The organism is Bacillus sp. FJAT-49711, from assembly GCF_018343715.1.
GTDB lineage: Bacteria > Bacillota > Bacilli > Bacillales > Bacillaceae_C > Lederbergia.
This window is the reverse complement of the sequence record NZ_JAGYPL010000006.1, coordinates 94882-112694: the sequence shown is the minus strand read 5'-3', so window position 1 is coordinate 112694 and position 17813 is coordinate 94882. Positions and strand designations below refer to the sequence as shown.

The following is a 17813-nucleotide window of genomic DNA, read 5'->3' as shown; positions in this document are numbered from 1 at the left end:
TTCATTATATCATTTAGACAGTATTTTTTTAATCCGTTCTATCGCCCAATCCAATTCTTCTTTTGTTATCGTTAGTGGAGGCGCGAAGCGGATAACACTTTCGTGCGTTTCTTTGCAAAGAAGCCCTTCTGACATTAAAGATACGCAGTAGGCCCGCGCATTTTTATATAACTCAACACCGATAAATAATCCTTTTCCTCTTATTTCTTTTATCGACGGATTGTCAATTTCATTTAATTTTGACATAAAATATAGTCCAAGTTCAAGTGATTGCTCACAAAGTTTTTCATTAATTATGATATCTAGTGCGGCAATGGACACTGCACATGCGATGGGATTGCCACCAAAGGTAGAGCCATGGGAGCCTGGATTAAATACGCCAAGAATTTCAGTGTTTGCCGCTACACAAGAAATTGGAAAAACCCCGCCTCCGAGTGCTTTGCCTAAAATATACATATCTGGTACAACAGCTTCCCAATCGCAGGCAAACATTTTTCCTGATCGACCTAACCCCGATTGTATTTCATCTGCTATGAATAAAACATTCTTTTCTCTACAAATCTTATAAGCTTCTTGCAAAAATCCATCAGGTGGAATGATAATTCCAGCTTCTCCTTGAATAGGTTCTATCAAAAATGCAGCTGTATTTTCATTAATCGCTCTTTTTAAAGCCTTTATATCGCCGTATGGAATGAGCTTTATACCGGGTAGCATTGGGCCAAATTGATATTTATATTCATCTTCAGATGATAGGGATATAGCCGCCAACGTTCGACCATGAAAATTCCCTTCGCACGCGATGATTTCAGCCTGATTTTCTTTAATCTTCTTTTCTTTATATGCCCAGCGTCTTGCCGCTTTTATAGCTGTTTCTACAGCTTCAGCACCCGTATTCATAGGGAGTACCATATTTTTATTCGTTATAAGACTTACTTTCTCGTACCAGGGTCCAAGCATATCATTGTGGAAAGCTCTTGAAGTTAAAGTAACTCGGTCGGCCTGATCTTTCAATGCTTGAATAATGTTCGGATGACGATGTCCTTGGTTAACTGCTGAATATGCACTTAACATATCCATATATTTATTTCCTTCTGGGTCTTTTACCCATACCCCTTCTGCTTCGGAAATAACAACAGGCAGAGGATTATAGTTTCTTGCTCCGAATTTTTCGGTTTGCGCAATGATTTCCTCCGTACCCAAATCCCTAACCTCCTTTTGATCGGTAGACCAAGTGAGAAAATTACAACATTTCGGACGTTGTTTTTGCCTGCATATGAAGTAGTAAATAGTCTGGGCCACCTGCTTTTGAATCGGTTCCACTCATATTGAAACCGCCAAAAGGCTGGTAGCCGACGATTGCACCAGTACATCCACGATTAAAATAAAGATTTCCCACATGGAATTCTTCTCGAGCAAATTCAAGATGTTCTCTGTTTTTCGTGATGACAGCACCTGTTAAACCATATTCTGTGTTATTTGCAATTTCAATAGCTTCTTTAAAATCCTTCGCTTTCGCAAATGCCACAACGGGTCCAAAAATTTCTTCTTTCATAATTCTTGCTTCTGGATCAAGATCAGCAAATATGGTTGGCTTAATAAAATAGCCTTTTGAGTCGTCCCCTTTTCCTCCAACCATTAGCTTGCCTTCCTGTTTACCAATCTCAATATATTTCATAATTTTATTGTACGCATTTTGATCATTTACGGGTCCCATAAAATGATTTTGATTCGTTGTATCCCCGATTGTTAAGTTTCTCGTTAATTCAACAGCGCGGTCAAGCACTTGATCGTATACATCTTCTACAATTACCGCTCGAGAACACGCTGAGCATTTTTGGCCAGAAAATCCGAATGCAGATCTTACAATAGACTCTGCAGCCAATTCAAGATCTGCCTCTTTATCTACAACAATCGTATCTTTTCCGCCCATCTCAGCTATCACGCGCTTTAGCCAAATTTGGCCAGCATTCACTTTTGATGCGCGTTCATAAATTCTCGTCCCGACTTCACGTGATCCAGTAAAACTAATAAAACGTGTCTTTGGATGATCGACTAAATAATCTCCGACCTCCGCTCCACTTCCTGGTATATAGTTGACTACTCCTTTTGGCATCCCCGCTTCTTCAAGGACCTCAACAAACTTCGCAGCAATTATGGGAGTTGTGGAGGCCGGCTTTAAAAGAACTGTATTCCCTGTGACCATCGCGGCAACTGTAGTTCCGGCCATAATCGCGAGTGCAAAATTCCAAGGAGAAATAACAACGCTTACACCGAGTGGTATATAATCATATCGATTAAATTCACCGAACCGGCTTTTCACTCTCTTTCCATCTTTTATTTCGAGCATTTGACGTCCATAGTACTCCATAAAATCAATCGCTTCAGCCGTGTCAGCATCTGCTTCATTCCATGGTTTGCCTGCTTCTTTTACTAATAGTGCAGAAAATTCATGTTTTCTCCGCCTAACAATGGCAGCTGCTTTAAGTAAAACATCTGCTCTCGTTTCTGGGTTTGTTTTTTTCCACGTTTCAAAAGCCTTAAGTGAACTGTTCATTGCCATTTCCGCAAGCTCCTTATTCGCCTTTGAAACGTAACCAATGATTTCATCTTTATTTGCCGGGTTAATAGAAACAATTTTGTCCTCGGTTAAGATGCGCTCTCCATCAATAATTAATGGATATTCCCGCCCGAGATAACTTTTCACTAATTGCAATCCTTTTTCAAAAGCCAGCCGATTTTCTTCTCTAGAAAAGTCCGTAAATGGTTCATGACGATAAAGAATCACACTGTTTCCCCCTCATGGCAATTATTTTCTTCACATAAATAGTAACATATTTTCAGTATGTTAAGAACAAAAGCGTAAGTGTATGACAGGAACAAGGAAACACGGTGAAACACGAAAAAAAGTAGAAGGCGGCCAGATGGAAGGAAGGCTAAGACTACAATGTCCTGTCGCTTCGCCTGCATAATAACAACCATGCACGTCGCAACACCTTCCTGCCCCACAACCTGTACCTTAAACAAGCAAATGTACTGAGGTAAAAAATCGCATTTAAACCTTTAGTAACACCTTTTTATGACCTTGAGGAACTGGACAAAAAAGGAGCCGATGCATCATATTCAGAAACCGAAAGTTTGTTATGCACTAGACGGAAACTACCCTCTAAAAAGTATCCACATATAGTTTCAATTAATAAAAAGGATGCCCTTATGAGGACATCCCGAAAAAAATTATTTTTTAATTAGTTCATCGCGTGACTGTTCGATCCATTCTTGTAGTTTATCTTTTAAAGTGTTAAAACCTTCGCTGCTCGTTTGAGTTGATTCTACTTTAATCGAACCTTGACGACGTGGAGTTCGAGCTTCTGGTTGCTTTGGTGCTTCTTCAGTAGCGCGGATTGAAAGGCTTATTTTCCCTTTTTCTTCATCAACATTTAAAACCTTAACTTTAACTTCATCACCAACTGTTAAAACTTCGTTGATATCTTTTACAAAGCCATGTTTTATTTCTGAAATGTGAACAAGTCCTTGAGTTTGGTCATCTAATGCGATAAAGGCACCATATGGTTGGATTCCTGTCACTTTGCCTGACAGTATCGCTCCCGCTTCATATTTTGTACTCATGAAAACACTCCTAGTTTATATTAGATTTTCTCCTAATTTACGCAATTGTAAATTATAACATAGAGATAGAAGAGAATCAAAAATCCACTGTTTTTCCTTTATAGAAAATTTTCCCCGCGTTCAGTCTTTCAAACCTTTATAATCGGGTATTATATAATAGACCTATCTGAATACCGAGAGCGCTATTATATTTATTGGAGGTGGAGCGATGGCCGACGTACAATCTTCTAAAAAAATCAATGATATAGACATTTATTACGAGGAATTTAAAAACCCGCTCGCAACGGATACGATCGTTTTGATACATGGATTTTTGTCATCCACTTTTAGTTTTCGCAAATTAATTCCTCTTTTAGAACTTGATATGAATATTATTTCTATTGATTTTCCTCCATTTGGGAAAAGCGGTAAGTCGCGGAAATTTCGTTATACATATGCGAATATTGCTCATACTATTCTGGAACTCCTTGAAAAACTCGGCTACGAAAATATAATTGCGGCTGGACATTCAATGGGTGGCCAAATCGTTTTAAATATGACATTACTGAGACCAAATTTTATAAAAAAGGCCGTTCTAATATGCTGTTCCGGATATGTGCCACAAGCCAAAAAACATCTTAAATTTTTAACTTATATTCCATTTATCGGACACTTTGTAAAGCTTTATCTTAAAAAATCAGGTGTGGAAGGAAATTTAAATATAGTTGTTTATGATCGATCTATTATCGATAAGAAAATGATTAAAGGATACGAGGAGCCTTTTCATCATAATGACATTTTCCGCGCTTTAGCAAAAATGCTTCGCCATCGTGAAGGAGATCTCGCCCCAGAGGCTCTTCAAACGATTCAAACACCATGTTTACTAATTTGGGGAGAACATGATAAAATCGTCCCGCTACATATTGGAAATCGTCTTGTCAAAGATTTGCCGAATTCTATATTAGTCGTATTGAAAAATGCCGGTCACTTATTGCCTGAAGAAAAACCTGATGAAGTGTACAAGGAAATTATCCATTTTGTATGAATATAGTTACTTGTAAATTTCATCCTTTCAGCCTTATGATGAAAGAGAGAATTTTGGATTTGAAAGGAGCCCATAATGAATAATTTTGATGTAAATATTGATCGGAAAAATACATCTTCTGTAAAATGGGATGGAATGAAAGCGGCTTTCGGTAAAAATGAATTACTTCCGATGTGGGTAGCCGATATGGATTTCCGTCCGCCGCATGAAGTACTAGAAGCTATGAAAAAGCGTGTAGAACATGGTGTTTTCGGCTACACGATTATAGGGGATAACACAGCAGCAGCCATTATTAATTGGACTAAGAAACGCCATCATTGGGATATTGAACCTTCTTGGCTAATGTATAGCCACGGAGTCGTTCCGTCCATCGGTACGGCAATTCAGGCATTTACGGAGCTCGGCGATAAGGTCCTCTTGCAATCTCCCGTTTATACACCTTTTTTTAATATGATTGAAAGTAATATGAGAGAGGTTGTCAATTCACCACTCGTATTAAAGAATGGTCGATATGAAATAGATTTTGTCGATTTCGAGGAAAAATTAAAGAGCGGAGTAAAACTATTTTTGTTGTGCAGCCCACACAATCCTTCAGGAAGAGTCTGGTCGAAGGATGAACTCGTTAAAATGGCAGAGCTTTGCAGAGAATATGGAGTCATCATTGTGTCTGATGAAATTCATGCAGATATTGTTGCTCCTCCACACAAGCATATACCCATTTGTTCTTTGGATCCTTCCTATTCAGACTTTATCGCAACGTTTATGGCGCCAAGCAAGACCTTTAATCTCGCTGGGTTGCAGGCATCCTTTATCGTCGTTCAAAATACCGATATGAAGAAAAAATTAGCAGACATTCAAAAGAAGGAAGGCTTCCACACATTAAATACGTTTGGCATTATAGCGATGGAAGCAGCCTATCAACATGGTGAAAAATGGCTGGATGATGCTTTAGCTTACATAAAAGAGAATATAGAGATCCTTAAAATGGGAATTGAAAAAGAATTACCCAAGCTAGAAGTGATAGAGCCGGAAGGTACATATCTTGTTTGGGTCGACTGCCGAAAAACAGGATTGAGCGAAAAAGAATTACGTGAAAGATTAATTGAAAAAGGCGGATTAGCAGTCAATTTTGGAAATTCTTATGGGCCAGGTGGAGAAGGCTTTATTAGAATTAACACCGCTTGCCCTCGCTCAATTATCGAAGAAGGTATTGTAAGATTAAAAAAGGCTTTTAATTAGTAAATCGCAAGTTGCTGGTGCCTGAAGCTAGACAAGGAAAGACTTCTTTAAATTAGGATCGTAAAAACTTTATGCTTCTTTATTTCTTAAATGGTAAAAGTACTGCTCACTTTATAGAACAGTACTTTTTCTTTATTTTTCAGTTGATTTTGCTGGTTTTCGATCCTTTGTAATTTCACCGCACGCAATTCTTTCTCCTGAATCACCTGCTGGCTGAGTCATGCCATCATCGGCTCCTTCATTTATGACAATCGATGTCCCTTCTGTTGTATAAAGAGAGTTCTTTGCCTCATTAAATGTGACTCCTTTTGCAGAAAAATCCGTTTTTACTTTACCGTCCTCTTTCACAGTTATGTTTGGCAAATCCCCTGCATGAGGTCCTTTCGAATTTAAGAGTCCATGTTCTTTTTTATCTGGATTGAAATGCTCTCCAGCAGATAAAAAGTCGGGTGGGGTACATTGCCCTTTATCATGAATATGTATCGCATGCTCACCGGGAGGCAATCCCTTCAAATCAACTTTAAATGTAACACCCTCCGCTTTTTCTTCAAGTGTTATTTTTCCAAGAGAGTCGCCATCTGAATTTTTAATATCTACATCTAATTTTTTTGGAAGTGGATTTGTGCATGCAGACAGAAAAAGGCAAAATGATAATATTATTATTTTTCTCATAGCCAACCCTCCATTAAAATACCCTTTTCGTCATTATTGCCATGCAAAAATTGAATTATCCTGATTCTATTCAAAAAGGCTCTTTTCCATTTAGATTAAAGATTTTGTCTTTAAAACAAATATTGATCGGATCAGGGTTGGCATTATCAAATGAAACCATATCGTCATGCCCCCCAAGAAAAAGGAATTAAACAAAGTATGTCTCGCAAAGGAAACTGTTAGGATAATTTAGTGATGGAGAATTTCTTTTGGATTATGAAATCAGATTTCCTCTACTATAAGGAATTCGAGAGTGTAGAGCATTTTAAACAAGAACTTAAAAAATATATGGAATATTATAATACGAAACGGATGAAGGCAAAATTAAAAATGAGTCCGGTACAATACGTACAATACCGAACTCATTTTGAGCAAGTTGCCTAATGAAATAACCGTGTCTAACTTTTAGGGGTCACTTCATTTAAAGATGCTTTTTCTGATGTTCACGATTTAATTGTTCTTCTAATTCTTTTGTTTTTGCTTCTTGCTTTTTGGAAATTTTCTTTATGAGTCTAAAAGTAAGTACGGCCGCGAGAATAAAAAACGACATTGTAATACCTGCTGGAATATATTCAGATTTATCCTCAGGGAAATAAAGAAATGGCATATATAATACAAATGAATTAAAAATTGAAAACAAGGAAAACATCCTTTCCTTTATGGTTACTGTTTTCATTATAGCAAAGTCTTTTTAATAAAACCAAGATGCCCATTCCGAAAAAGTCGACAATAATGTGAAAAGCCGCCCATATCGGACGGCTATAACTTATTATTTAATAATATCAATACTTTCAATTACTACATCCTCAACCGGCTTATCTCCAGGCGCGGTTTTTACATTAGCGATACTATCCACAACATCCATTCCCTCTACAACTTGTCCAAATACAGTATGGCGATGGTCAAGATGAGGAGTACCCCCGTTTTCAATATACGCATCAATGATTTCTTTTGGGAAACCAGCATTCTCTAACTGACTTTTCACACGGGGATCCATTTGGCTATTTTGCACAATAAAAAATTGACTTCCATTCGTATTAGGCCCAGCATTTGCCATCGAAAGGGCTCCACGAAGGTTAAATAATTGCATTGAAAATTCATCTTCAAATGATTCACCGTAAATACTTTCTCCACCGCGGCCTGTACCAGTCGGGTCCCCACCTTGAATCATGAAGTCCTGAATAACACGATGAAAAATAATTCCATTGTAATAGCCGTCTTTTGCATGTGTTAAAAAGTTTTCTACTGTTTTGGGAGCTTGTTCAGGGAATAGTTTAATTTTGATTGATCCCATATTTGTATTCATCTGTACTAATTTTTCATTTTCCGCCACTTCAGTGGACAATTGTGGATAAACAACTTGCTCTGTCATTTTTGCATCTCCTTCTTTCTTTTCAGATTGATCACTGCCTGTAACAGTTTCCTTATTCAGCTTTATTTCTTGGGACTTCATGCCGCACGCAGACAATATCGTAACAAACATTAGTAAAAAAAGAAATTTCTTCATATAAAGCCCTCCGAAAATTACTTTACAGGAAATCTCGAAAAGCGCAAGTGCCTTGCTCATCAACATTCTGGATAGCAGGAATCAGTACTGTCGACTTGACATAAGGACGCAGCGGTCATCACCTATAACTTTCGCAAAAGAAATGGACAAGTAGTTTACAAGTAGATAAGTATTAAATAGGACAATAATAAAACAAGATTCCTTCTTTAACTTTGAAAAAAATGCATCATTCTTTCATAATGGAAAGAAAGGGAGGGGATTAAACATGCAAGTTGGCCAAATTGTTACGGCTTTTAATAAAACCGGCAAATATATTGGTGAAATTACAGCTGTTAATCAGGATACATATACGGTTCGCTGTCTTGCTGTACTGATTCATCCGAGACAAGGAGATTTGCATAATCCAAATGAGGCGGATGTGCCATTTTTCCACGAAAGAAAAGCACTAGCCTTCCGTGAACAGGCAAACATTCCTCTAAAAATGGTCAGACCCTATGAGGATGAAGTTCTTGATTATAAAGAATCGTTAATCTCCGCAGTACAAAAGCTGCAGACTCAACTTAAAGCTAAGCCTGAAGATGCATACAGTGTAAAAAGTCTTCAAGCATTAGATGGAGTTATAAAAGAATATGAACTTTTGTACTCCATACGTTTTTAATGAGACAGCCCTTGAAAAAAGGGTTGTTTTTTTGATTTCCGTACGGACCTGTTGAAATTATTATAAAAACCTTTATACTATTATTTAGGGAGTCGAAATAATATTCAAAACTAAATAAGAAGGTGTTTTCAATTAGTATCGAAAAACGCAATTTCCTCATTATGTGGATTTGCAATTTTCTTATTGCTGCAAGTATGACGATGGTTCTTCCTTTTATATCGTTATATATTGGTACACTTGGTGATTTTAGTCATGATTATATACAGCGTTGGTCTGGACTCGTCTTTGGTGTCACGTTTTTAAGTGCTTTTATCGTCTCGCCTCTTTGGGGGAGAATTGGTGATAAGTATGGCTTTAAGCCAATTCTTTTAATTACAGGCTATGGAATTGCCTCCTCCGTTTTTTTCATGGGTATTATAAATAGTGTTTTTGGACTATTTATTTTAAGAATGATTATGGGCTTTGTCACTGGATTTATTCCAACCTCTATTGCACTCATTTCTAAACAAACTCCTAAAAGTGAAGCAGGAAAAACATTAGGTACTTTACAGATGGGAAATGTCGCGGGAAGTCTTTTTGGACCACTGCTTGGAGGAATGATGGCGGATAGTTTCGGTTTTCATTATACCTTCATTATCACTTCAGCATCAGTCATGATTGCTACCACGGTTGTATTATTTGGAATCAAAGAAATAAAACAGCCAACAGGTAGTAAAACTAATATTCCCCGCACTCAAAAAGCAGTTATTAAACAAATCCTAAATCGAAAAATGCTTGTTATGGTAATGGTCATCGCTTTAATCATTCAAGTAGGAAACTTTAGTATTCAGCCTTTGCTTGCTCTTTACGTAAGTGACTTAACGAAAGCAACGAGCATTGCTTTTTTATCGGGACTTGCCTTTTCAGCTACAGGCTTTGGTAATTTATTATTAACCCGTCAATGGGGAAAGCTTGGAGATTCAATTGGCTATGAAAAAGTATTACTTATCCTCCTCGTTCTCTCTTCTATCTTAATCGTCCCACAAGCACTCGTAACAGAATTGTGGCAATTAGTCGGATTGCGATTCCTTTATGGAATGGTTGTCGGTGGAATGCTCCCTTGTATAACGGCTTATATTCGAATAGAAGCACCGCTTGATATGCAAGGAGAAATTCTTGGATATAATCAAAGCTTCCGCTTTTTGGGAAATGTGATTGGGCCGGCATTAGGGGGATTTGTTGCAGGGCACGCAGGCATCTCATCAGTCTTTTATGTCACAGGTAGTTTATTCTTGTTGGCATTTGGAATCTTATGGTGGAATATAAAACACGAACAGCAACATTTTAAAGAGAGTTATTAAAACAAAAGCGGAAGAGCCTGTTTAAGGACGTACAAAGTTTTTGGATTCTATAAGGGATAAAGGAAACACGGTGAGTAACGAAAAGCGAATGGCGCCTGTAGCCGGACATAGACATATAAAGCGAGCCAATGTTGACGTATCGGATGAAGAAACAAAGGTTCGCTTGGCGCTGCGCGCAGGAGCTAGTCGAAAAAACTATTTTCTTAAACACAAAAAGCCAATGAGTGAGATACTTTTATCTCTCATTGGCTTTTTTTATTTACCGTTTCATGCAATTCCGTCCAATAAGTCCATGCCTCTATATAGTCTTTTAAATCATCTGGATGATGATATAAGCATCTCTCTATGCGAAGATAAAGTCCTATAAGTACTTCCTCCACTAAATACTTTCTACTTTGATTGTAAGTGGGAAGCTTTCGAGCTGCCTCATAAATGACGTCATAGGTTAGTTGATCCGGTGAAGAACAAAAAGCAAAAACAAGTTCAAACAGTGGCGGAGCAGCAAGTGTCAACGGATCAATAACGCCAATGAGCCGATTATTTTTTTGCAAAAAGTTATGAACTCCACAATCCCCATGAAGCAAATACGGTTTTTCGCCAATCTGCCTAGTCTCAGTCAATGACTTGACTAGTTCATAATCTTCGATCGTTAATACAGTATCAATCGTTTTTTTTGCATCGTTTACTTCTGAAAGAAGGAATTCATTGAAACTATCATATCGTTGGTATGTATATCCCCATTTATTATCAGCAAATGGTACATAATGAAGAATAAGATCATCGACAAGAAGCTCTAGATTTGATTTTTTATCATTTAAAGTAGGCCTTATTTCACCTTCTATGTATTCGTATATATAAAACTCTTGATTTTCATCTATGAATATGATTTCAGGCAACATTTTAATATGTTTATAAGAATTTAAAAAAAGTGTTTCTTCTATGACAACATCCTTTTCATTTCCCTTATATACATATGATCTGCCGTTATCACCTATTAGCTTCCAAACATTGCTTGAAGTTCCACCACTCAATTCTTTCCAATCCAAGATCATAAAATCTAGCAAATGATCATTATTTAATGCAGCAATGTTGTGATCAATCGCTTTTTTATTGTTTAAAATAATAACATCCATCCCCTAACAGCGACGAGCCATGCTTTAATTAATCATAAAGCTTTTGCGATATATCGCCATCCTTATTATGAACAAACAAGACTCCGTTATGGTCCTTTACATATTCTTTAGCTTCTTCCAATAAATCTTCTTTCGTATCTTCTCTTTTTATTGCTCGCTCGCCATCTTTTCTTTTCAATACCCAATCTTCTCCATCCCCCATTACATGGTACTCGGTCCTATCATCGTGACCATCTTCAAAATATTTCCTAGCCTGAGCTATGCCGATGGAAATCGCCCTGCCTTCGTCTTTGTCATCCTCAACGAGAGCATTTGCAATTTCAATCGCCTTATTGCGAACTTCATCCGGTAAATTTTTCATTGAAACAGGATAGTCATGCTTTGACCATGGCATGTCTCAATCACTCCTTCATAGCGATTTTACCATACCTTTCCCTAAAAAAATTACACCAAAACATATTATCTTTTTGCTACGATTGCGATGGTGCAACGTGAAATGCAAATAAGCTGTTCTTCTTCATCCTTTATTTTTATATCCCATACCATTGTGCTTTTACCGCCATGAAGGATCTCTGCAATGGCAGTTACCATTCCACTCTTTTTTGACCGGATATGATTGGCATTGATTTCTAACCCAAAGCAAATTTCTTTTTCGGCATCAATCATGGCGGCGGCTCCTACACTTGCTACGGTTTCTGCTAAAGCCACTGATGCACCTCCATGTAAATAACCGTATGGCTGTCTTGTACGATCATTTACTAGCATCGTAGCTATTACTTTTCCTTTAGTCACTTCAACAATATTAATACCTAAGGCATCAAGAAGAGTTCTTTGCTCATCCATCATCTTCACTCCATTTCCTTTTATAGTATTCTATATAAGTATTAAGAATCCTTTTTCAAACAAAAAGCTCTCCTTTTATAATCGGAGAGCCCTTCGTATTAGTGTGCTAAACAGCTACACGTTTTCCTTAATAATTATATGGAGAATATCCTCCAGTGCCTACATTACCTCCATAGCCATAAGGTGCTTGGGCTGGCGCTGCTCCGTATCCATATGGCCCTGGGGGCGGCACTGCTCCGTATCCATATGGTGCCATCGGCGGATAAGCTATAATTGGACGAGGACGGGTAAATGCACTGACAAGTCCTCCGGCAATTCCTCCACCTATCAAGCCTCCAAAAAAGCCTCCAACTAGAGGGGCGCCAAATCCCCAAAAAAAGCGACTATCAGCATAAGGTACGGGGCCGCGATAATACATCATTTATTAGCAACCTCCTTTGTCTCTAAACAAATGCCCTTCTATATCTGTTTATGCGACAAGGGACTATATGGCATGGGCAATTAAGAAATTACATCGTTATTCTTTTTCAAAATCAAAATTCTCAACTAGCAATGCCAGCGTTCGTGCCATTACTCCAGTAGCCCCGGCAGGACCTAAATCATAATCGCTCTTTGTAGTCGCAGTGCCAGCTATATCGAGGTGCACCCATGGAGTCGCTTCTGCAAACTCTCCAATAAAAGCACCGCCCATAATAGCATGCCCTTCACGTCCTGGAGAATTATTTAGATCAGCCACCTTACTATTGCGTACTCTTTCTTTATCTTTTTCTGTATAAGGTAGGCGCCAAATGAATTCCCCTGCCTCATAAGAAGCTTCTAATACCTTTTCAAATAATTCCTCATCATTTGTGAGAGCTCCTGTTTTATCTAAACCGAGTGCTACTATAACTCCCCCTGTAAGGGTTGCTACATCTACTAAATAGTTTGCTCCTTGATGTTTAGCGTATGTAACGGCATCTGCGAGAACGAGTCTGCCTTCAGCATCCGTATTAAGGACTTCAATCGTTTTTCCACTTAAGGAAATGATCACATCGTCCGGTTTGAACGCATTTCCACTTACCATATTGTCTGTTGCTGGGATGACAGCTACTACGTTTTGTTTTGGACGCAGTCTTCCGATTATTTCCATTGCCCCTAATACGGAAGCCGCACCTCCCATATCCATCTTCATCCCGACAATACCATCTTTTGGCTTCAATGAGTAACCGCCTGTATCAAACGTAATCCCCTTTCCAACAAGGCCAATAACATCATTCCAGTCATCTTTTCCTTGATATTTTAAGACAATCATAAAAGGCGGCTCAGTAGAACCTTGATTTACTGCTAAAAAAGCCCCCATACCAAGCTTTTCAATTTCGGATTTAGTTAATATTTCTACTTCAAATGAATGAGTTTGCCCCAACTCTTTTGCATATTCTGCAAGATCACAAGCCTTTAGCATGTTACCGGGCAAATTAACAAGCGTTCTAGCTGAATTGGTCCCTTTACCGTATGCGCTGCCTACTTCTGCAGCAAATTCAATTTCTTCAATATCAGCATCAGTAAAAATCTCAATTATCTCAATATTGATTTCCGGTTCGTTTGATTTTTGTTTATACCCTTGAAATTGATAAGTCGATAATATGTATGCTTCACAAAACACAAGCGCGGCATCTTCGGCTGTAATTTTAGAAGAAACGAATGTATCAAGAGCTAATGCCAACTTTCTAAGGCGCATGCTTGCCGCTTTTTTACTTGCTGCACCATATGCTTCCTTCAATGAATGTAAGCTTAATTCTTTTTCCTTGCCAAGACCGACAAATATAATACGTTTCACTTGAGATTTTCCTAAACCATGAATGACAGAAAGTGATTTATATTTTGCCGATATGTCACCCGACTTTACAAGTTTCGTTAATTCTCCATCATATATTCCATCTAAACTTTCGAGTATCCCCGTAAACTTTTCTGGTTTTTCAAAAAGCCCAACAATTAAACATTCTTCCTTACTTTTAAATGGATTCTCATTTGTTATTTTGAACATCCCATTCACCTCAAATAAAATTATAAATGATATGCAAGTATATTTCGACTAACGAAGTTTATTAGCGAAATTAAACATGATTTCTTTTATTATAATGTGGTATTATAAATGGAACCGTCAATTGCTTCAATGTGAAAGGATGTTTTGAATGGAGTTCCTGCATAATTTTCCCTTCTGGGCTGCACTTACCGCCATATTCTTTGCACAATTTATTAAAGTGCCCTTGCATTTTATTATGACTAAAAAGGCAGATTGGACACTTATAACCTCAACAGGTGGAATGCCAAGTTCCCATTCAGCAGGAGTGACAGCATTAACAACAAGTGTTGCACTTGATGCAGGATTAGGTTCAACTCTTTTTGCAGTATCAGCTATATTTGCCATCATCGTCATGTTTGATGCAACGGGAGTCAGAAGACAAGCTGGAGAACAGGCAGCCGTACTTAATAGACTTTCCGTAGACTTTCAAAAAATGATCTCAGATATACATGTTTGGCAAGGAAAAACACATAAAGAAAAACAAATGGAATTTATAAAATTAAAAGAATTATTAGGGCATAAACCTGTTGAAGTATTTTTTGGTGGACTAACAGGAATTGTTTGGGCATTAGCCCTTCATAAATTACTAGGTGTTTTTTAAGAACAAAATTCGTCGACGTGCAAAAGCGGCCCGCCGACGAAGACATAAAGATGCGGCAGTCTGAGTCGATGTCCTCTGACTGAGATATTGGAAACACGGCGAAGAATCTAGCCGATGTCGGGTGTTGATTTATCTGACAGAAGTTTACTAGTGCTGCAGTAGGACCCTGAAACTATTTGCGAAAAAGTTACCCACAATACTTCCAGTTTATAATTTCCTAAAATCATAAGAAAAGAAGCGGGTTTACATAATCCGCTTCTTTTTCATTTATTTTAGAAACCTTTGACGAAACACCTGCATTGTTTCATTTTCATTTAATGTGGTCAAATCTTTTTCTGTTAATTTACCATTTCCTTTTTGAATGATGTATACTTCAAGTTTTCGTTTCCCCCACTTTTTATACACATCATCTACGGTTTCATAATATAAATCAATCGTATTCCCTTTAATGGCTGATCCAGTGTCTGCCACCACTCCATAACCGTAGTCTGGAATATATAAAATGGTACCAAGAGGAAAAACACTTGTATCCGCTGCAATCGTTGAATATAAATCTCGTTTAACTTTTACTCCTGAATACGTTATACCATAGAGTGGGTGACCTGGTTTTTTCCCAGTTGACTCCACACCTGCTGTATAGCCTGTTGCTACAACTTCCATAGTAGGAAATTGAGACCAATCTTCATTTTCCAATGATTTTGGTTCACTAGTTTTAGCGGAACTTACCTTATATGTAATTTGTTCCTCTAACGCGTTATACATATTTTTTAATGAATATCTTCTTTCTGTTATGTGGGGGATCACAAAAAACTTTTTTTCAAATTCTGTAATCACATTTGGAGCAGCCGATGCTACTAATGTCCTTGCATTCATACCCGTAATAGATTCAAATGTTGCAAACAACGCTCCAATTAATAGTAAAACCATCATCATTCTTTTACTTATTTGTTTAAAGTATAACATTTATACACTCCTCTCAAAAATATTACTTTCCCATTTTGAGAGGAATTATTCCTCTAGTTTATAAAATACTGAAAAATAAAAATTGTAGAACAACGATAAAGATGATTAATTGTAATGATAAGTCTGAAGTTTTCTAAGCACTCATCTAGACATAAACTATTCTAGATCAGGTATTCATTTACCATTTTCTAAACAAAATAAAAAGACTTCCATATGAGAAAGTCCTTAAAACATTCTATAGCCTTTGGCACGAAGTACTCGCATTGTTACTCCCGAACTAATGGCACCTAACAATCCACTCACTAAGATGGCGATATCAAATGGTGCAAGTGTAGATATGCTTTTTCCTAAACTTGAAAAAGATGCACTAGTGTTCGTAAAGTACTCACTAAAATCTGCCTTGTTTATGATTAATATTGCAATGATTGGATATATAACCGCCATGATCCATGTCATTCGCAGCAACATATTTAATAAAAATCCAATACCAAAAAATAAGACAAAAAACAACAGCATGGATACTAGTAATATTGGAATTATTGACATGGATAAATCCCCCTTGATTTACACTATTTCTAAGTCTACTAGATGAAGGTAGGAGCGTCAATCGTCATAATTAAGACAATTTAATGAACAAAACAAAAGTGGATGCGTCTTATTGACGTCCATTGACGAAGGCATAAGGATGTGGTGGTCTTAGTCAACATTCCTTTCTCGGCTTTGACTGAGATTAAGAAAATACAGTAAAGAACCAACAGATGATAACTTATCGTTTGAAGCTTACTAGTCGATTAGTGCTCAAGCTGGCTTGCACCAAAAAATGTCTCTCAAAAACAAAAAAGGCGAAATCGATATAAGATTCCGCCCTTTCCTTTAATAATGCTTAAAAAAAGTTAAACTTCCCTTTTTTCATCGTAAGCGGAACTCCGCCAATCATAAGCAACGCTCGGTTGTCGATCATCTTTTTCATAAATGATGCTTTAGAACCTGTAATTTTCTTTCCGAATACTACTCCAATAGCATCATCATGACCAAGAGAACAAACAGTACCTTTATTATCAAAAGTAAATGAATTCAAATGAGTATTCCCTTTAACCAACTTTGCAATATTGCTTGCCACTAATTCACCTTGTTGCATAGCAATTTGAGCTGTTGGAGGATATGGACGATTAATTTCTTCATTAATAACTAAGGAGCAGTCACCAATGACAAAAACATCGGTAAGTCCAGGTGCACGTAAATCAGGATCTACTTTTACCCGACCACGCATATTTTCAAATTCAGAAGCTTCAATAATTGGGTTTCCACGAACACCCGCTGCCCAGATAACGGTTTCAGCTTTAATCTCTTCCGTTTCTTCTTCACCTTTTGCTACAATAATTCCTTCAGGAGTTGCTTCCTTAATTGCGGTACCAATCATAAATTCGATGCCCTTTTTCTCTAAGTGAGCCATCGCATATTTAACTAATTCTGGATCAAATCCAGGTAGAGCACTCGGTGCTGCTTCAACACATACAACTCTTACTAATTTTTGATCGATATCATATTCTTTGCACAGTTTTGGAATTCTGTTGCCTAATTCACCTAAAAATTCAATGCCTGTAAAACCAGCACCACCCACAACGATTGTTAAACGATTAGGGTTTTTTACCTCTTCTGCCTTATATGTGGCAAATTGATATTCAATGTGTTCACGAATTTGACGAGCTGCATTTACATTTACAATCGAGAATGCATATTTGTCCAAACCTTTAATGCCGAAAGTCTCTGAAGCACCACCAAGAGCAACGACTAAATAATCATAATCAAGCTCACCATTATCTAGGATTACTTTTTTTGCTTGATGGTCGACTTTTAAAGCGGTAGCTTGTACAAAATCAACTTTGCTTCGATCGATAACATCTTTAACATCATAGCGAACACGGTCATGATGAAGTGTACCTGCAGAAGCTTCATGTAGCCATGTAGTTTCGTAGTGGTAATCATTTTTGTTAACTAAAACGATGTCAGCTTCGTTATTACCAAGCTGTTTTTGCAGACGGGTTACTGTCATTAATCCCCCGTAACCAGCACCTAATACAACGATCTTGGGCCTCTTCATAATATAC

19 protein-coding genes and 1 pseudogene are annotated in these 17813 nt (G+C 37.5%); 6 read left to right on the top strand and 14 right to left on the bottom strand.

Annotation, left to right across the window (positions count from 1 at the left end):
* Positions 1-9: 9 nt before the first annotated feature.
* The 3 genes from KHA96_RS21520 to yugI all read right to left on the bottom strand — a co-directional run bounded on the left by KHA96_RS21520 (position 10) and on the right by yugI (position 3624).
* Positions 10-1200 (bottom strand): ornithine--oxo-acid transaminase, encoded by a 1191-nt coding sequence (locus KHA96_RS21520; protein WP_213131399.1) that lies wholly within the window; start codon positions 1198-1200, stop codon positions 10-12.
* Between the two features lie 40 nt (positions 1201-1240).
* A complete protein-coding gene (pruA, locus tag KHA96_RS21515; protein ID WP_213131398.1) occupies positions 1241-2785 on the bottom strand; it encodes an L-glutamate gamma-semialdehyde dehydrogenase in 1545 nt (514 codons plus the stop codon).
* Positions 2786-3231: 446 nt separating this feature from the next.
* Positions 3232-3624: a S1 domain-containing post-transcriptional regulator GSP13 gene (gene yugI, locus KHA96_RS21510; RefSeq protein ID WP_213131397.1), complete on the bottom strand. Its 393-nt coding sequence runs from the start codon at positions 3622-3624 to the stop codon at positions 3232-3234.
* A 208-nt stretch (positions 3625-3832) separates the two neighbouring features.
* Here yugI and KHA96_RS21505 point away from each other — a divergent pair, with 208 nt between their 5' ends.
* Together KHA96_RS21505 and KHA96_RS21500 are read left to right on the top strand one after the other, a co-directional pair.
* The gene (locus KHA96_RS21505) at positions 3833-4648 is read left to right on the top strand and encodes an alpha/beta fold hydrolase (RefSeq protein WP_213131396.1); all 816 of its coding nucleotides are present in this window, start codon (positions 3833-3835) and stop codon (positions 4646-4648) included.
* Positions 4649-4723: 75 nt separating this feature from the next.
* Positions 4724-5887 (top strand): MalY/PatB family protein, encoded by a 1164-nt coding sequence (locus tag KHA96_RS21500; RefSeq protein ID WP_213131395.1) that lies wholly within the window; start codon positions 4724-4726, stop codon positions 5885-5887.
* Positions 5888-6019: 132 nt separating this feature from the next.
* On the opposite strand, the gene KHA96_RS21495 is transcribed toward KHA96_RS21500, so the two are convergent.
* The gene (locus KHA96_RS21495) at positions 6020-6559 is read right to left on the bottom strand and encodes a superoxide dismutase family protein (protein ID WP_213131394.1); all 540 of its coding nucleotides are present in this window, start codon (positions 6557-6559) and stop codon (positions 6020-6022) included.
* 126 nt (positions 6560-6685) lie between these two features.
* On the opposite strand from KHA96_RS21495, the pseudogene KHA96_RS21490 reads away from it, so the two are divergent.
* A pseudogene (locus KHA96_RS21490) lies at positions 6686-6982 on the top strand (IS3 family transposase); the annotation flags it as partial.
* A gap of 37 nt (positions 6983-7019) precedes the next feature.
* Here the strand turns inward: KHA96_RS21490 and KHA96_RS21485 are convergent.
* Positions 7020-7274, bottom strand: a complete 255-nt coding sequence (locus KHA96_RS21485; protein ID WP_349305824.1) for a hypothetical protein — start codon at positions 7272-7274, stop codon at positions 7020-7022.
* 93 nt (positions 7275-7367) lie between these two features.
* Entirely contained in the window at positions 7368-8105 is a 738-nt protein-coding gene (locus tag KHA96_RS21480; protein WP_213131393.1) for a peptidylprolyl isomerase, read from the bottom strand.
* 265 nt (positions 8106-8370) lie between these two features.
* On the opposite strand from KHA96_RS21480, the gene kapB reads away from it, so the two are divergent.
* Positions 8371-8763, top strand: a complete 393-nt coding sequence (gene kapB / locus KHA96_RS21475) for a kinase-associated lipoprotein KapB (RefSeq protein ID WP_213131392.1) — start codon at positions 8371-8373, stop codon at positions 8761-8763.
* A gap of 131 nt (positions 8764-8894) precedes the next feature.
* Entirely contained in the window at positions 8895-10103 is a 1209-nt protein-coding gene (locus KHA96_RS21470; RefSeq protein WP_213131436.1) for an MFS transporter, read from the top strand.
* A gap of 242 nt (positions 10104-10345) precedes the next feature.
* Here the strand turns inward: KHA96_RS21470 and KHA96_RS21465 are convergent, their stop codons facing one another.
* The 5 genes from KHA96_RS21465 to KHA96_RS21445 all read right to left on the bottom strand — a co-directional run bounded on the left by KHA96_RS21465 (position 10346) and on the right by KHA96_RS21445 (position 14102).
* A complete protein-coding gene (locus KHA96_RS21465; protein WP_213131391.1) occupies positions 10346-11236 on the bottom strand; it encodes an aminoglycoside phosphotransferase family protein in 891 nt (296 codons plus the stop codon).
* A gap of 28 nt (positions 11237-11264) precedes the next feature.
* Entirely contained in the window at positions 11265-11630 is a 366-nt protein-coding gene (locus tag KHA96_RS21460) for a DUF2188 domain-containing protein (protein ID WP_213131390.1), read from the bottom strand.
* Between the two features lie 65 nt (positions 11631-11695).
* Positions 11696-12079, bottom strand: coding sequence for a hotdog fold thioesterase (locus KHA96_RS21455; RefSeq protein WP_213131389.1), 384 nt, complete (start codon positions 12077-12079; stop codon positions 11696-11698).
* A 127-nt stretch (positions 12080-12206) separates the two neighbouring features.
* Positions 12207-12500, bottom strand: coding sequence for a hypothetical protein (locus KHA96_RS21450; protein ID WP_213131388.1), 294 nt, complete (start codon positions 12498-12500; stop codon positions 12207-12209).
* Between the two features lie 96 nt (positions 12501-12596).
* A complete protein-coding gene (locus KHA96_RS21445; RefSeq protein WP_213131387.1) occupies positions 12597-14102 on the bottom strand; it encodes a leucyl aminopeptidase in 1506 nt (501 codons plus the stop codon).
* Positions 14103-14250: 148 nt separating this feature from the next.
* Here KHA96_RS21445 and KHA96_RS21440 point away from each other — a divergent pair, with 148 nt between their 5' ends.
* Positions 14251-14742, top strand: a complete 492-nt coding sequence (locus KHA96_RS21440) for a divergent PAP2 family protein (protein ID WP_213131386.1) — start codon at positions 14251-14253, stop codon at positions 14740-14742.
* Between the two features lie 267 nt (positions 14743-15009).
* Here KHA96_RS21440 and KHA96_RS21435 read toward each other — a convergent pair whose 3' ends face one another.
* From KHA96_RS21435 to KHA96_RS21425, 3 genes are all read right to left on the bottom strand, one after another.
* Positions 15010-15705, bottom strand: coding sequence for a 3D domain-containing protein (locus KHA96_RS21435; RefSeq protein ID WP_213131385.1), 696 nt, complete (start codon positions 15703-15705; stop codon positions 15010-15012).
* Positions 15706-15930: 225 nt separating this feature from the next.
* Positions 15931-16251, bottom strand: a complete 321-nt coding sequence (locus tag KHA96_RS21430) for a YuiB family protein (RefSeq protein ID WP_213131384.1) — start codon at positions 16249-16251, stop codon at positions 15931-15933.
* A gap of 337 nt (positions 16252-16588) precedes the next feature.
* Entirely contained in the window at positions 16589-17806 is a 1218-nt protein-coding gene (locus KHA96_RS21425) for an NAD(P)/FAD-dependent oxidoreductase (RefSeq protein WP_213131383.1), read from the bottom strand.
* Positions 17807-17813 lie beyond the last annotated feature (7 nt).

Coding starts and splice junctions, on each gene's coding strand:
- yugI (WP_213131397.1), bottom strand. CDS start 3,624: ATGAGTACAAAATATGAAGCGGGAGCGATACTGTCAGGCAAAGTGACA.
- KHA96_RS21505 (WP_213131396.1), top strand. CDS start 3,833: ATGGCCGACGTACAATCTTCTAAAAAAATCAATGATATAGACATTTAT.
- KHA96_RS21500 (WP_213131395.1), top strand. CDS start 4,724: ATGAATAATTTTGATGTAAATATTGATCGGAAAAATACATCTTCTGTA.
- KHA96_RS21495 (WP_213131394.1), bottom strand. CDS start 6,559: ATGAGAAAAATAATAATATTATCATTTTGCCTTTTTCTGTCTGCATGC.
- KHA96_RS21485 (WP_349305824.1), bottom strand. CDS start 7,274: ATGAAAACAGTAACCATAAAGGAAAGGATGTTTTCCTTGTTTTCAATT.
- KHA96_RS21480 (WP_213131393.1), bottom strand. CDS start 8,105: ATGAAGAAATTTCTTTTTTTACTAATGTTTGTTACGATATTGTCTGCG.
- kapB (WP_213131392.1), top strand. CDS start 8,371: ATGCAAGTTGGCCAAATTGTTACGGCTTTTAATAAAACCGGCAAATAT.
- KHA96_RS21465 (WP_213131391.1), bottom strand. CDS start 11,236: ATGGATGTTATTATTTTAAACAATAAAAAAGCGATTGATCACAACATT.
- KHA96_RS21460 (WP_213131390.1), bottom strand. CDS start 11,630: ATGCCATGGTCAAAGCATGACTATCCTGTTTCAATGAAAAATTTACCG.
- KHA96_RS21455 (WP_213131389.1), bottom strand. CDS start 12,079: ATGGATGAGCAAAGAACTCTTCTTGATGCCTTAGGTATTAATATTGTT.
- KHA96_RS21450 (WP_213131388.1), bottom strand. CDS start 12,500: ATGATGTATTATCGCGGCCCCGTACCTTATGCTGATAGTCGCTTTTTT.
- KHA96_RS21445 (WP_213131387.1), bottom strand. CDS start 14,102: ATGTTCAAAATAACAAATGAGAATCCATTTAAAAGTAAGGAAGAATGT.
- KHA96_RS21440 (WP_213131386.1), top strand. CDS start 14,251: ATGGAGTTCCTGCATAATTTTCCCTTCTGGGCTGCACTTACCGCCATA.
- KHA96_RS21435 (WP_213131385.1), bottom strand. CDS start 15,705: ATGTTATACTTTAAACAAATAAGTAAAAGAATGATGATGGTTTTACTA.
- KHA96_RS21430 (WP_213131384.1), bottom strand. CDS start 16,251: ATGTCAATAATTCCAATATTACTAGTATCCATGCTGTTGTTTTTTGTC.
- KHA96_RS21425 (WP_213131383.1), bottom strand. CDS start 17,806: ATGAAGAGGCCCAAGATCGTTGTATTAGGTGCTGGTTACGGGGGATTA.